Raw genomic sequence first — 14,395 nt, 5'->3', positions numbered from 1 at the left:
CGGCCCCTCCGGCCCAGCGGTGCGACCTACGGCGTGGGCATGCCGCCGTCGACGTGCAGGGTCTCGCCGACGACGTAGCTCGACTCGCCCGACGCCAGGAAGACGTAGGCGGGGGCGAGCTCGGCGGGCTGGCCCCAGCGGCCGAGGGCGGTCTGGCTGCCGACGTCGGGCAGCGCGTCCGACGGCTGGCCGCCGGCGGGCTGCAGGGGGGTCCAGATCGGGCCGGGGGCGACCGCGTTCACGCGGATGCCCTTCGGCGCGAGCTGCATGGCGAGGCCCTTCGAGAAGGTGTTGATCGCGGCCTTGGTCGACGCGTAGTCGACGAGCATCGGGGCCGGCTGGTACGCCTGGATCGACGTCGTGTTGATGATCGTCGAGCCGGGCACGAGGTGGGGGAGCGCGGCCTTCGTGATCCAGAACATGGCGTAGACGTTCGTCTTGTAGGTCTCGTCGAAGTTCTCGTCGTCGAGCTCGAGGAAGTCCTCGACGTGCTGCTGCTTGCCGGCGTTGTTGACGAGGACGTCGAGGCCGCCGAGCTCGCTGACGGCCTTCTCGACGAGCTGCGTGCAGAACTCGCGGTCGGTGATGTCGCCGGGCAGGGCCACGGCCTTGCGGCCGGCGGCCTCGACGAGGGCGACGATCTTCTGAGCGTCCTCCTCCTCCTCGGCGAGGTAGCTGATGGCGACGTCGGCGCCCTCGCGGGCGTAGGCGATGGCGACGGCCGCGCCGATGCCCGAGTCGCCTCCGGTGATGAGTGCCTTGCGGCCCTCGAGGCGGCCCGAGCCGCGGTAGGTCTCCTCGCCGTGGTCGGCGGGCGACGAGAGCTCCTCGTCGGTGCCGGCGCCCTCGAGGTACTGGGCCTTCGGGGTGATGTCGGCGAACTTCTGGGTGGGGTCTTCGAATGCGTACTGGTCAGCAGACATGGCGGCGCCTCTCGGTCTCGTGCACGGGAGTGCGACGGTAGGCCGACCCGCGACTCCTCGTGACCGCTTGACAGCGGACGGGCAGCCGCCATCCAGAAAGCGAAGCGGCGCGACGCCGGGCGGCGTCAGCGCGGTGCCCGGCGGGCCGTGCTCGCGCGGGGCACCACCTCGTGCGGGATCACCGCGAGCTCGGGCGCCCGGTCGCGGTCGGCGATGCGCGCGGCGAGCAGCTCGAGGGTGCGCTCGGCGAAGAGGCGCTTGTCGAGCCGGACGGTGGTCAGCGGCGGGCGGGTGAAGCGGCCGTCGACGATGTCGTCGAACCCGGCGACCGAGACGTCGTCGGGCACCCGGAGGCCGGCGCTCCAGAGGGCGTGGACGGCGCCGATCGCGAGCGAGTCGGTGAAGCAGAAGAGGGCGTCGGGGGCCTCGCCGCGGGCCAGGGCGTCGGCGACCGTGGCGGCGCCGGCCTCGGGCTCCCAGGCGCGGCAGGCCCAGCGCAGGTCGTCGCCGACCGACAGCCCCGCCGCCTCCATCGCCTGCGACCAGCCGAGCGTGCGCGCCCGGGCCGTGGCCGAGTCGAAGCCGTCGCCGGGGCAGCCGAGCACGGCGATGCGCCGGTGGCCGAGGGCGATCAGGTGCTCGGTCATGTCGCGGGCGGCCGTGACGCTGTCGACGCGCACCTGGTCGACGAGGTGCTGCTCGACCTCGCCGATCACGACGACGGGCGGGAGGTCCTCCGCGCCGACGATGGCGCTCTCCCCGAGGCTGACCGGGTTCAGCACGAGGCCGTCGACGAGGTGCTCGCGGCCGCGCAGCAGCAGCTCGCGCTCGCGCTCGGGCCGCACGCCGGTCTGCTCGAGCTGCACCGACCAGCCGCGCTCGTGGGCGACCTCGACGAACCAGTGCGACATCTCGGCGCTGTACGGGGTCGTCAGGTCGGGGAAGGCCAGGGCGATCGCGCCGGTGCGGCCGTTGCGCAGCCCGCGGGCGCTGAGGTTCGGCACGTAGTCGAGCTGCGCGAGGGCCGCCTCGACCCGGGCCCGGGTGTCGGGGGCGACCCGGACGACGCCGTTGATGACGTTCGAGACGGTCTTCGGCGAGACGCCCGCGAGGGCGGCCACGTCCTTCACCGTCGCGCGCATCTGCCCAGGCTAGTGCGGGGGCCGCCCGTGCCCCCGGCGGCGGGCGCTGGGCGGCGGGGCGGCGGGCGGTCAGGCCGAGGCGAGCACCTTGACGATGCGCTGCAGCGAGACGCTCTCGCTCGGCCTCAGGTCCTGCGCGAAGAGGCTGACGCGGAACTCCTCGAGCAGCCACCGGGCGCGGACGAGCGCGGGAGGCGCGGTGGCGGCGGGCGGGAAGGTGCCGCCCGCGGCCTCGTACCGCTCCGTCGCCTGCTGCACCTCGGTGAGCCAGGCCCGGTCGCGCGCCGGCGCCTCGAGCAGCTTCGCCGTGCGACGCGTGACGCCGACGAGGTAGACGGGCACGCGCTGCAGCTGCTGCAGCCCGGTCGCGGAGACGAAGCCCGGGTAGATCAGCCGCTCGCGCTGCTGCCTCATGTCGGTGAGGGCGGCCAGCAGCGACATGTTCGTCGCCGCCTTCATCGCCTTGTCGGCGTCGCGGGCCGCCGTGAGGGTGCGGGCCACGAGCGACACGGTCTGGAACATCGAGTCCATCACGGCGGCCGAGACCCGGTCGCGCACCGTGAGGAACTCCTTCTTCGTGTACAGCTGCCCGTCGGGCTTCACCCGGTGCAGCACGTCGTCGACGACGGCCACGAGGCAGTCCGCGAAGAGCGCGGCGGTGTTCTGGTACGGGCTCGTGGCGAGGATGAGCTTCTCGGGCGCCGTCAGGTGCTGCTGCACGTAGGCCACCGGGCTCGGCACGGCGAGCATGAGCAGCCGTCGCACGCCGCGGGGCGTCTCGAGCGCCTGGTCGGCGGGGGTCGCCATCAGGCGGATCGCCACCGACGTGCCCTCGTCGACCAGCGCCGGGTAGGCGCGGATGACCGTGTCGCCGTGCTTCGTGTCGACGACCGTCGGCAGCTCGTCGAAGTCCCAGCTGGTGATGCCGGAGCGCTCGATGGCGTTCGCCGCGGGGGCGCCCGAGGCGACCGCCTGCGGGCCGCCGCGGCCTCGTCGGGAGCGACCCGCGCCTCCTTCGCCCTGGCCCCGGACCTGGCCCTGCGTGACGCGGGCGACGCTCTCGCGCATGTCGTCGCTGAGGCGCTCCTGGAGCACGTCGAGCCTCTTGTCGACGCCGACCGTGCGGCCGCGCTCGTCGACGACGGCGTAGCTGACCCGCAGGTGCGCGGGCACGCGCTCGAGGTCGAAGTCGTCGACGGCGACCGGCGTGAAGGTGAGCTTGCGGATGACGGCCGCGATCGTCGCGGTGAACGGCTCGTCGACGTCGGCCGGCGGCTCGGTCGGCAGCTCGGCGGTGATCTTCGACGCCCAGTCGGCGGCGGGCACGACGTTCTTGCGGATCTGCTTGGGCAGCGACTTGATGAGAGCGGTGACCAGCTCGTCGCGGAGCCCCGGCACCTGCCAGTCGAAGCCGACCGGGCGGAGGCGCGCCAGCAGCGGCAGGGGAACGACCACCGTGACGCCGTCGTCGTCGGCCCCCGGCTCGAACTTGTAGCGCAGGGTGAGCGTCTGGTCGCCCTGCCGCCAGGTGCTCGGGAAGCCCGCCTCGTCGACGTCGGGCTCGTCGTCGCCGAGCAGGTCCGCGGCGGTCATGGTGAGGAGGTCGGGGGTCTGCTGCTTCGCCGTCCGCCACCAGCCCTCGAAGTCGCGGGTGCTCGTGACGTCGGCGGGGATGCGCCGCTGGAAGAACTCGAACGCGGCGTCGCCGTCGACGAGGATGTCGCGGCGGCGCGTGCGCTCCTCGACCTCCGTCAGCTCGCGGATCAGCTGCTGGTTCTTCGCCTCGAACGCCTGACGGCTCTCCCAGTCGCCCTCGACCAGCGCGTGCCGGATGAACAGCTCACGGGCGTAGCCCGGGTCGATGCGCGAGAACTGGATGCGGCGGCGGGGCACGATCGGCACGCCGTTGAGCGTCACCCGCTCGTAGGCGACGACGGCGCCCTGCTTCTTCTCCCAGTGCGGCTCGCCGTAGCTCTTCTTGACGAGGTCGGGCGCGAGCGGCTCGGCCCAGGCCGGGTCGATGACGCCGGCGACGCGGGCGAAGAGGCGGCTCGTCTCGACGAGCTCGGCGCTCATGATCGCGACCGGCGGCTTCTTCGCGAGCGAGCTGCCGGGGAAGAGCACGAAGCGCGTCTGGCGGGCGCCGACGTAGTCCTTCTTCTGCGGGTCGAACAGGCCGATCTGGCTGAGCAGGCCCGCGAGCAGGCTGCGGTGCACCCCGTCGGGGTCCGCGCTGGGCTCACCGATGTGCAGGCCGAGCGGGCGCGCGGCGCGGGAGAGCTGACGGAAGACGTCCTGCCACTCGCGCACCCGCAGGTAGTTGAGGAACTCGTCGCGGCAGAGGCGCTTGAAGGCGTTGCCGCTGAGCTCCCGCTGCTTCTCCTCCAGGTAGTTGAAGAGGTTGAGCAGGGTGAGGAAGTCGCCCTTGGGGTCGCGGAAGCGCGAGTGCTTCTCGTCGGCCTGCGCGCGGCGTTCGAGGGGGCGCTCGCGAGGGTCCTGGATGCTGAGCGCCGCGACGATCGCGATGACCTCGCGCGTCGTGCCCTGGGTCTTCGACTCGATCACCATGCGGGCGAGGCGGGGGTCGATCGGCAGGCGGGTCAGCTGCTTGCCGACGCGCGTGATCTGGCCGCCCTGCGTGACGGCGCCGAGCTCGCGGAGGAGGTCCAGGCCGTCCTTGACGCCCCGGGAGTCCGGCGGCTGCAGGAAGGGGAAGGCCGCGATGTCGCCGAGCCCGAGCGAGATCATCTGCAGGATGACCGCGGCGAGGTTCGTGCGCAGGATCTCGGGCTCGGTGAACTCGGGCCGCTTCTCGAAGTCGGTCTCGCTGTAGAGCCGGATCGCGATGCCGCTGCTCGTGCGCCCGGAGCGCCCGGAGCGCTGGTTCGCGCTCGCCTGCGAGATGGCCTCGATGGGGAGGCGCTGCACCTTGGCGCGCGTGGAGTAGCGGCTGATGCGGGCGGTGCCGGCGTCGATCACGTACTTGATGCCGGGCACGGTGAGGCTGGTCTCGGCGACGTTCGTCGCGAGGACGATCCGGCGTCTCGTGCCGGCGGTCGTGCTGGGCTGGAAGACGCGGTGCTGGTCGGCGGCGCTGAGGCGGCCGTAGAGGGGGAGCACCTCGGTGTGCGGGAGGTTCCGGCCCCGGATCGCGTCCTCCGCGTCGCGGATCTCGTTCTCGCCGCTGAGGAAGACGAGCACGTCGCCGCTCGACTCGCGGGCGAGCTCGTCGAGGGCCTCGTTGATGCCCTGGAGGTAGTCCTTGTCGTCGGCCCTCGCGGGCGCGGGAGCGTTCTTCTGCGGGGAGCGCGCGGGCGCGGCGGCGCGGCGCGGCGGGGCCTGGTCGAGCTCGTCGAGGTCGTCGTCGTCATCGCCGCCGGCGCTGGCCGCGTCGTCGGCGACGAGCGGCCGGTAGCGGATCTCGACGGGGTAGGTGCGGCCGGAGACCTCGACGATGGGGGCGCCGTCGAAGTGCGCGGAGAACGACTCGGGGTCGATGGTGGCGCTGGTGATGATCAGCTTGAGGTCGGGGCGGCGGGGCAGCAGCTGCTTGAGGTAGCCGAGCAGGAAGTCGATGGTGAGGCTGCGTTCGTGCGCCTCGTCGATGATGATCGTGTCGTAGCGCTTCAGGTCGCGGTCGAAGTGGATCTCGTTGAGCAGGATCCCGTCCGTCATCAGCTTGATCTTCGTGTCGCTCGACACCTTGTCGGTGAAGCGCACCTGGTAGCCGACGAGCCCGCCGACCTCCTGGCCGAGCTCCTCGGCGATGCGCTCGCTGATGGTGCGGGCGGCGATGCGCCGGGGCTGCGTGTGGCCGATGCTGGTGCGGCCGAGCTCGAGGCAGATCTTGGGCAGCTGCGTGGTCTTGCCGGAGCCGGTCGAGCCGGCGACGATCACGACCTGGTGGTCGCGGATGGCGGCGGCGATGTCGTCGCGCCGCTGGCTGACGGGCAGCTCGGCGGGGTACGAGATCGTGAGCGGAGGCAGGGGAGCGGCAGACATGAGCCCTCCATGGTAAGCCGCGGGGGCTGTGGACGGGGGCTCGCAGCCAGCCCTCCCCAGGTCGTTCGCCGTGGGCGTCCTCCCCGGGCCGGTCGACGGGCAGGAGTCGCGGGTCGGCCGCCGCGGCACGCTCGCCCCATGAACGTCACCGGTCTCGCCTCTGCTCCCCTCGTCATCGCCACGGACCCCGTGGGCGTCTACCTGCTCGACCTGCTCGCCGAGGGCGGCGGCGGCGGGGGCGGGGGCGGGGGCGCCGACGGTGGCGGTGGCGCGGGCGGTGGCGGGGCGGTCTCGCGGGAGGCGCTGGTCACCGGGGCCCTGGACCGTCTCGACACGACGGAGGAGGCGGTGACCGCGCGGCTGGCCTCGATGGTCGACGCGGGGTTCGCGATGCGGGTCGAGCAGGGCGGAGCCGAGCCGGCCTGGCGGGGCTGCACACCCGACGAGCTGGCGGCGGCCTTCGACAGCGTGGTCGAGGTGCTGCGGTCCCTCGACGAGGCCGGCGACTCGGAGCAGGCGACCGACGCGGTCGCCGCGATCGACGCGGCCTGGGCGACGCGCAGCACCGCGGAGGCGCGTCGGGCCGTGGCCGAGGCCTTCCGGCTCTCGCCCGCCGGGCAGCGGCACGCCCGCCGTGTCGCGGAGGGGACGCTGGGCCTGCCCTTCGGTCGCCCACGCCCCGAGGAGGCGTGAGGTGAGCGAGCCTGCGGTGGGTCGCGCCGGCGGGTGCGGTGCACGAGGACGTGGGTGCGGTGGCCACGGCGGCGGATGCGGTGGGCACCGGCGCGAGCCGGGGGAGCGCGGCGGAGTCGGTCGCCGAGAACGTCGATCCACTTTGGAGTGGAGGAGCGACGGGAGCATCCCCCGCGGAGCCCACCACGCCGGTGGGGGCTGCTCCACTCTGGAGTGGATCGGCTTTCCTGGCGGGCGACCTCCCCTCCGGGCACGACGGGCTCCCGGCGGGGGCGGCGGCGGGGGAGCTGAGTGGGGAGCAGGAGCTGAGCCGGGGCCGGGGGCGGGAGCAGGGGCAGCCGGCTCCGAGCTGGCGGCGCTCGCGGACTCCGTTCGAGGTGCTGGCCGACCCGGTCGAGGTGTGGATCATCGAGCAGCTCTGCGTCGGTGAGCACAGCTCCGGCGACCTCGCCTCGCTCGCCCACGAAGCCCTCGGCATCGGGTGGTCCGCCGTCTCGCGGCACCTGGTCACCCTGCGCCGCGCCGGCTTCACCGACGTCGTCGTCGACGGCCCGACCCGCTGGCACGCCCTGCGCCCCGACTGGCTCGACCGCGTCGACGCCGCGCTCTCCGGCCTGCGGGGCGTGTGGGACGAGCACCGGCCGCTCCGCGAGCTCGGCTTCACCGCGTCGCTCCCCCCGGCGGCGTTCGTCACCGACGTGGGGGCCCGTCGGGGAGCTCCCCCGCTCGACGAGGTCCACCACCGCCCCGCTCGCCTCCGCCTGGGCCGCGGCGCCCGCGACCTCGCCCGGCGGGGCGTCGGCCGGAGCGAGTGGGCCGAGGAGACGGACGGCGGCGCCGGCCTCACCTGACGAGCCCGGCGAGCCTCACCTGAGGGCACCTCGCCGGCCACCTGGCACTCGCCCCTGCCATGGACGGATGCAGACGTATGATCCGAGGAACTCGCACGTCAACGGAGACGGAGACCACCCATGACCAGCACCACGGAGACCCCGGCCAGCACCGGCACCCGCACCGGCACCGGCACCGGCACCAGCACCAGCCCGAGCCCGAGCCCCGGCTCCGGCACCGGGACCCGCCCCGGCCCCGACGCTCCGGGCGACCGGAGCGCCGCCCCCACCCGCGCCACCGCCTCCGTCGCCGCGATCCTCGCTGAGTCGGCGCGGCGGTTCCCCGACGACGTCGCCGTCATCGTCGGCGACCAGCGGACCACCTACGCCGAGCTGTGGGCGCAGACCCTCGCCTACGCCGGCGCGCTCCGCGCCAAGGGCGTCACCGAGGGCGCCCGCGTCGCGATGCTCGTGCCCAACGTCGCGGACTTCCCCCGCGTCTACTACGCGACCCTCGCCCTCGGCGCCGTCGCCGTGCCCGTCCACGCGCTGCTCAAGCAGCACGAGATCGAGTACGTGCTCCGCGACAGCGGGGCGACGATGCTCGTCTGCGCCGCACCGCTGCTCGCCGAGGGCGCCGCCGGCGCCGCGCTCGCCGGGGTCGACGTCGTGACCGTGCTGGCGCCTCCCACGTCCGTCGACCCGCACGGCACCGGGCACGACCGCCTCGAGGCGCTCGCCGAGGCGAGCGAGCCGCTCGACACCTACGTGCCCCGCGACCCCTTCGACACCGCCACGATCCTCTACACGAGCGGCACGACGGGCCAGCCCAAGGGGGCCGAGGGCTCGCACTTCGCCCTGCTCGAGCAGGTGAACACCAACCTCATGACGACCTTCGACATGACCCGGGGCGACGTGCTGCTCGGGGCGCTGCCGCTCTTCCACACCTTCGGGCAGACCTGCACGATGAACACCGGGTTCCGGGCCGGCGCCACGATCGTCATGCTGCCGAAGTTCGACGGCGACGGCGCGCTCGCGGCCATGGTCGAGCACGGCTGCGAGATCTTCATGGGCGTCCCGACGATGTACATGGCGCTGCTCGACGCCGCGACGCGCACCGAGGCACGACCGGCGCTCCGGTACGCGATCTCGGGCGGCGCCTCCCTGCCGCTCGCCGTCCTCGAGCGGTTCCAGGCGGTCTTCGACGCTCCGATCCACGAGGGCTACGGCCTCACCGAGACCTCCCCGGTCGCGACCTTCAACCACGTCGGTCGCCCGCCGCGGCCCGGCACGATCGGCACGCCGATCTGGGGCGTCGACGTCGAGATCGCCGACCCCGGCTCCGCCGACGAGATCGTCCTGCTGCCGCACGGCGAGATCGGCGAGCTGGTCATCCGCGGCCACAACCTCATGAACGGCTACCTGAACCGCCCCGACGACACGGCCGCGGCGATCGTCGACGGCTGGTTCCGCACCGGCGACCTCGGCACGAAGGACGACGACGGCTACCTCACGATCGTCGACCGCACGAAGGACATGATCATCCGCAACGGCTACAACGTGTACCCACGACAGGTCGAGGAGGTGCTCGCCACCCACCCCGACGTCGCCATGGCGGCCGTCTTCGGCGTGCCCCACGCGGTGCACGGGCAGGAGATCGAGGCGGCGGTGGTGCTCCGCCCGGGCGCCACGGCCACCCCCGAGCAGCTGATCGCCCACGTCTCCGACGAGATCGCGGCGTACAAGTTCCCGCGGGTCGTCCACGTGCTCGACGCCCTGCCGATCGGCCCCAGCGGCAAGGTGCTGAAGCGCGCCCTCGTCGACCGGTTCAGCGCGGGGGAGGAGCCGACCCGCGCCTCCTGACGCCCGCCCTCCGACCGCCCGGGGCGTGCCCGCCGGCGGCTCCCGCGCCGCGGCGTCACGGAGCGACCCGCTCGGGGCCCGCGCCCTACGATGACGACGGTGATCGCCATTGTCCTCGCCGCCCTGCTCTGGGGCACGACCGGCACGGCCGCGAGCCTCGTCGGCGGCACGGTCAGCCCGCTGGCGACGGGGGCCGCGACCATGACGGTCGGCGGCCTCCTGCTGGCCCTCACGGCCCCGCGCCTCGCCGCGGCGGTGCTCCGGGGAGGCGCGGGCAGCTGGCGCTGGATCGCCCCCGGAGCCGTCGGGGTCGCCGTCTACCCCCTCGCCTTCTACAGCTCGATGTCGCTCGCCGGCGTCGCCGTCGGCAACGTCGTCTCGCTCGGCACGGCGCCCCTGTTCGCCGCGCTGCTCGAGCGGCTGCTCGACCCGCCCGCCCGGCGCCGCCCCCTCGAGCGGCGCTGGCTCGCCTCCGCCGGGGCCGCCGTCGTGGGCGTCGCGCTCCTCGCCACCGTCGGCCACGCCGAGCCGCCGACCGACGTCGCCGTCGTCGCCGGGGCGGGGCCCGACCCCCGCGAGGCCCTCGCCGCGGGCGCCGGCCTCGCGGGCGGTGTCGCACTCGGCCTGCTCGCGGGCCTCGCCTACGCGGCGTACACCTACACCGCCGGCCGGCTCATCGAGCAGGGGCACCCGTCGCGGGGCGCCATGGCCGCCCAGTTCGGCGTGGGGGCCGTGCTGCTCGTGCCGGTGCTGCTCGCCACGGGGGCGCCGATCGTGCAGTCGGCGACGTCGGTCGGCGTGCACGCGTACCTCGCCCTCGGCCCGATGTTCGTCGCCTACCTGCTCTTCGGCCGCGGGCTCCGTAGGGTGTCGAGCTCCCGCGCGACCACCGTCACGCTGCTGGAGCCCGTCATCGCCACCCTGCTCGCGGTCATCGTCGTGGGCGAACGCCTGACGCCGCTCGGCTGGCTGGGCCTCGCGCTGGTGCTCGTCGGCGTCGTGGCGGTCGTCACGGGGCCGCGGGCGGGGCGGGCCGCACCCGGAGCCCCTCCCGCGCCTCCCGCGACCCCTCGACAGGCCCCGGTGCCCGACGCCTAGAGTGAGCGTCGTGATGCTCAACGACGTGCACGTCCACCGGTCCGACGACCCGCTCGCGCGGCGCGACGAGCTGGCCCACCGCCTCGCCGCGGTCGCGGTCGACCCGGTCGAGGTCGACGACGACGTCGCCGAGATGGTCGTCAACCGCGTGATCGACAACGCGGCGGTCGCCGCCGCGAGCCTGCACCGCGCGCCCGTCGTCGCCGCCCGGGCCCAGGCGGCGGCGCGCCTCCAGCACCGGTCAGGCCGCCACGACGGCGCGACCGTCGTCGGCCTCGACCCCGAGCGGCGGGTCCAGCCCGAGTGGGCCGCGTGGGCGAACGGCGTGGCCGTGCGCGAGCTCGACTTCCACGACACCTTCCTCGCCGCCGAGTACTCGCACCCCGGCGACAACGTGCCGCCCGTGCTCGCCGTCGCCCAGCACGTGGGCGCGACCGGCGAGCAGCTGCTCCGCGGCCTCGTGGCCGGCTACGAGCTGCAGATCGACCTGACGCGGGCGATCAGCCTGCACGCCCACAAGATCGACCACGTCGCCCACCTCGGCCCGAGCGCGGCCGGCGGCATCGGCGCCCTGCTCGGCCTCGACGTCGAGACCACCGCCCAGGCGATCGCCCAGGCGCTGCACACGACGACCGCGACGCGGCAGTCGCGGAAGGGCCTCATCTCGACCTGGAAGGCCTACGCCCCGGCCTTCGCGGGCAAGCAGGCGGTCGAGGCGATCGACCGCGCGCTCCGCGGCCAGACGAGCCCCAGCCCGATCTGGGAGGGCGAGGACGGCGTGATCGCGCGCCTCCTCGACGGCCCCGACGCCCGGTACAGCGTGCCGCTGCCGGGCCCGGGCGAGTCGAAGCGGGCCATCCTCGACAGCTACACGAAGGAGCACAGCGCCGAGTACCAGGCGCAGGCGTGGATCGACCTCGCCCGCCGTCTCGGCCGCGAGCGGCCCGAGCTGCGCGACCCCGCGGCCGTCCGGCGCATCGTGCTGCACACGAGCCACCACACGCACGTCGTCATCGGCTCGGGCGCGGGCGACCCGCAGAAGTACGACCCGCGGGCCAGCCGCGAGACGCTCGACCACTCCATCCCGTACATCGTCGCCGTCGCCCTTCAGGACGGCGAATGGCACCACGAGCGCAGCTACGCGCCCGAGCGGGCCCAGCGCCCCGACACCGTGGAGCTGTGGAGTCGCATCAGCACCGCCGAGGACGCCGAGTGGACGAGGCGGTACCACTCCGTCGACCCCGCCGAGAAGGCGTTCGGCGGGCGCATCGAGGTCGAGTTCGTCGACGGGTCGAGCCTCGTCGACGAGATCGCCGTGGCCGACGCGCACCCGCTCGGCGCGCGGCCGTTCGCGCGGGCCGACTACGTGCGGAAGTTCCGCACGCTCGCCGAGGGGGTGCTCGCCGACGAGGAGGTCGAGCGGTTCCTCGAGCTGGCCCCGCGACTCCGGAGCCTGCGGCCCGACGAGCTCGGCGGCCTCACCGTCACGCCGCCCGAGGGCAGCCTGCGCGAGGTCGACGACGCGTCGCCGGAGGGGCTGTTCTGATGCTCTACTCGACGCTGGCCCCGGCCGAGAAGCGGCGGCTGTTCCGCGAGCGGCTGCGCGGCACCGACGACGTGCTGCGGCTGCCGGGGGCGTTCAATCCGCTCAGCGCGCGCCTGATCGAGCGGAAGGGCTTCGAGGGCGTCTACGTCTCGGGCGCGGTCGTCGCCGCCGACCTCGGCCTGCCCGACATCGGCCTCACCACCCTCACCGAGGTCGCCCAGCGGGCCGGCCAGATCGCGCGCATGACCGACCTGCCGACGCTCGTCGACGCCGACACGGGGTTCGGGGAGCCGATGAACGCGGCGCGCACCGTGCAGACCCTGGAGGACGCGGGAGTCGCGGGCCTGCACGTCGAGGACCAGGTGAACCCGAAACGGTGCGGCCACCTCGACGGCAAGCAGGTCGTCGACCTCGACACGGCCGTGAAGCGCGTGCGGGCGGCGGTGGAGGGGCGCCGCGACCCCGACTTCCTGGTCATGGCGCGCACCGACGTCCGGGCGCTCGAGGGGCTCGACGTCGCCGTCGACCGGGTGCGCGCCCTCGTCGACGCGGGGGCCGACGCGGTGTTCCCCGAGGCGCTCACCGGGCTCGCCGAGTTCGAGGCCGTCGCCTCCGCCGTCGACGTGCCGGTGCTCGCCAACATGACCGAGTTCGGCAAGGGGCGGCTGCACACCGTCGACGAGCTGCGCGACGCCGGGGTGCGGATCGTCATCTGGCCGGTGAGCCTGCTGCGCCTCGCGATGGGCGAGGCCTCCCGCGGCCTGGACGAGCTGGCCGAGGCGGGCACCCAGGCGCGCCTCCTCGACCGGATGCAGCACCGCGCCGACCTCTACGACCTGATCGACTACGAGGGCTACTCGGCCTTCGACGGCGACGTGTTCGACTTCACCGTCGAGCGCTGAGCGCCCGGCGCCGCCCGCACCGCCGCATCACCTGCACCGCCGCACCGCCTGCACCACCGCACCGCCCGCCGGCACCGTCGCCGGCACCGCCTCACCTCACGAAGGAGTGACCATGAGCGACACCCTCACCGCCCCCGCGGCGGCGCCCGCCCCCGAGCTGCACAAGGGCCTCGCGGGGGTGGTGGTCGACCGCACGGCCGTGTCGTCCGTCGACCCGACGAGCGGGTCGCTGCTCTACCGCGGCTACCCCGTGCAGGAGCTCGCCGCCCGCTGCGACGTCGAGGACGTCGCCCACCTGCTGCTGCACGGCGAGCTGCCGACCCCCGAGCAGCGCGTCGCCTTCGACGCCGAGCTGCGGGCCGCACGGCCGCTCGCGCCCGGGCTGCAGCACGTCATCGACCTCATCCCCACCTCGGCGCACCCGATGGACGTCGTCCGCACCGCCCTCAGCGCCCTGGGCGCGGCCGAGCCCGAGCCGAGCACCGCCCCCGGCGTGCACGACCCCGCCGCCGCGCGCCGGCTCGCGACGCGGGTCTTCGCGGCGCTGCCCGGCGTGATCGCCTACGACCAGCGCCGCCGCCACGACCTGCCGCCGGTGCCCCCGCGCGACGACCTCGGCTGGTCGGCGGACCTCCTGCACCGCGTCTTCGGCCGCGAGGCCGACGAGCTCGACGTGCGGGCCCTCGACACGTCGATGGTGCTCTACGCCGAGCACTCGTTCAACGCCTCGACCTTCACCGCCCGCGTCGTGGCCTCGACGCTCTCCGACCTGCACTCCGCCCTCGTCGCGGCGGTCGGGGCACTCAAGGGACCCCTGCACGGCGGGGCGAACGAGGCCGCGCTCGAGCTGCTCCGGCGGGTCGCCGACGACGGCGGGGCCGACGGCGCCCTCGCCTGGCTCGACGCCGCGCTCGCCCGCCGGGAGAAGATCATGGGCTTCGGGCACCGCGTCTACAAGGACGGCGACAGCCGCGTGCCGACCATGGAGGAGGCGCTGGCCGGCCTCGTCGACCGTGCCCGCGCCTCCGGCGACACCCGGGTCGACGAGCTCGCCGCCGTGTACGACGCGCTGGCCGCGGGCGTGCTCGACCGCAAGGGGCTGAAGCCGAACGTGGACTGGCCGTCGGGCTTCGCGTACCACCTGATGGGCTTCGAGACCCCGGTCTTCACGCCGCTGTTCGTCGCGGCCCGGGTGCTCGGCTGGAGCGCCCACGTGATCGAGCAGCGGGAGGCGAACTCGCTGATCCGGCCCCTGTCGCACTACGACGGGCCCGCGCAGCGCGCCGTGCCGGAGCGCCGCGCCTGACGGCCCCGCCGGCCGCCTCGCCTGACGGCGCCGCCGGTCCGCGTCGCTGCCGGCTCGCCTGACGGCTGACGTCTCGCGATGAACCGCGTT

Annotated in this window: 10 protein-coding genes; 7 read left to right on the top strand and 3 right to left on the bottom strand. The window is 74.4% G+C overall.

The annotated features are described in order from the left end of the window. Positions 1-26: 26 nt before the first annotated feature. From JOE43_RS15015 to hrpA, 3 genes are all read right to left on the bottom strand, one after another. A complete protein-coding gene (locus tag JOE43_RS15015) occupies positions 27-923 on the bottom strand; it encodes a glucose 1-dehydrogenase (RefSeq protein ID WP_209518832.1) in 897 nt (298 codons plus the stop codon). Between the two features lie 125 nt (positions 924-1,048). Continuing rightward, on the bottom strand, positions 1,049-2,065 hold the full coding sequence (locus JOE43_RS15010; RefSeq protein ID WP_209518831.1) for a LacI family DNA-binding transcriptional regulator: 1,017 nt from the start codon (positions 2,063-2,065) through the stop codon (positions 1,049-1,051). Positions 2,066-2,134: 69 nt separating this feature from the next. After that, complete coding sequence (gene hrpA / locus JOE43_RS15005) at positions 2,135-6,067, bottom strand: ATP-dependent RNA helicase HrpA (protein WP_209518829.1); 3,933 nt, start codon at positions 6,065-6,067, stop codon at positions 2,135-2,137. A 138-nt stretch (positions 6,068-6,205) separates the two neighbouring features. On the opposite strand from hrpA, the gene JOE43_RS15000 reads away from it, so the two are divergent. From JOE43_RS15000 to JOE43_RS14970, 7 genes are all read left to right on the top strand, one after another. After that, a complete protein-coding gene (locus tag JOE43_RS15000; protein WP_209518827.1) occupies positions 6,206-6,760 on the top strand; it encodes a hypothetical protein in 555 nt (184 codons plus the stop codon). 377 nt (positions 6,761-7,137) lie between these two features. After that, positions 7,138-7,611, top strand: coding sequence for a helix-turn-helix transcriptional regulator (locus JOE43_RS14995; RefSeq protein ID WP_209518825.1), 474 nt, complete (start codon positions 7,138-7,140; stop codon positions 7,609-7,611). 120 nt (positions 7,612-7,731) lie between these two features. After that, positions 7,732-9,453 (top strand): long-chain fatty acid--CoA ligase, encoded by a 1,722-nt coding sequence (locus JOE43_RS14990; RefSeq protein ID WP_209518823.1) that lies wholly within the window; start codon positions 7,732-7,734, stop codon positions 9,451-9,453. A 90-nt stretch (positions 9,454-9,543) separates the two neighbouring features. Beyond that, positions 9,544-10,551 (top strand): EamA family transporter, encoded by a 1,008-nt coding sequence (locus tag JOE43_RS14985; protein WP_209518821.1) that lies wholly within the window; start codon positions 9,544-9,546, stop codon positions 10,549-10,551. Positions 10,552-10,564: 13 nt separating this feature from the next. Continuing rightward, entirely contained in the window at positions 10,565-12,097 is a 1,533-nt protein-coding gene (locus tag JOE43_RS14980; RefSeq protein WP_209519281.1) for an MmgE/PrpD family protein, read from the top strand. Next, entirely contained in the window at positions 12,097-12,999 is a 903-nt protein-coding gene (gene prpB / locus JOE43_RS14975; RefSeq protein WP_209518818.1) for a methylisocitrate lyase, read from the top strand. Before JOE43_RS14980 ends, prpB begins: the two co-directional genes overlap by 1 nt. A 112-nt stretch (positions 13,000-13,111) precedes the next feature. Beyond that, positions 13,112-14,305, top strand: coding sequence for a bifunctional 2-methylcitrate synthase/citrate synthase (locus JOE43_RS14970; RefSeq protein ID WP_209518817.1), 1,194 nt, complete (start codon positions 13,112-13,114; stop codon positions 14,303-14,305). The last annotated feature ends 90 nt before the right edge of the window (positions 14,306-14,395 follow it).

The sequence above is a fragment of the Frigoribacterium sp. PvP121 genome, assembly GCF_017833115.1.
Lineage (GTDB): Bacteria > Actinomycetota > Actinomycetes > Actinomycetales > Microbacteriaceae > Frigoribacterium > Frigoribacterium endophyticum.
This window is presented reverse-complemented; position numbering and strand designations above follow the sequence as displayed.

Coding starts and splice junctions, on each gene's coding strand:
- JOE43_RS15015 (WP_209518832.1), bottom strand. CDS start 923: ATGTCTGCTGACCAGTACGCATTCGAAGACCCCACCCAGAAGTTCGCC.
- JOE43_RS15010 (WP_209518831.1), bottom strand. CDS start 2,065: ATGCGCGCGACGGTGAAGGACGTGGCCGCCCTCGCGGGCGTCTCGCCG.
- hrpA (WP_209518829.1), bottom strand. CDS start 6,067: ATGTCTGCCGCTCCCCTGCCTCCGCTCACGATCTCGTACCCCGCCGAG.
- JOE43_RS15000 (WP_209518827.1), top strand. CDS start 6,206: ATGAACGTCACCGGTCTCGCCTCTGCTCCCCTCGTCATCGCCACGGAC.
- JOE43_RS14990 (WP_209518823.1), top strand. CDS start 7,732: ATGACCAGCACCACGGAGACCCCGGCCAGCACCGGCACCCGCACCGGC.
- JOE43_RS14985 (WP_209518821.1), top strand. CDS start 9,544: ATGACGACGGTGATCGCCATTGTCCTCGCCGCCCTGCTCTGGGGCACG.
- JOE43_RS14980 (WP_209519281.1), top strand. CDS start 10,565: ATGCTCAACGACGTGCACGTCCACCGGTCCGACGACCCGCTCGCGCGG.
- prpB (WP_209518818.1), top strand. CDS start 12,097: ATGCTCTACTCGACGCTGGCCCCGGCCGAGAAGCGGCGGCTGTTCCGC.
- JOE43_RS14970 (WP_209518817.1), top strand. CDS start 13,112: ATGAGCGACACCCTCACCGCCCCCGCGGCGGCGCCCGCCCCCGAGCTG.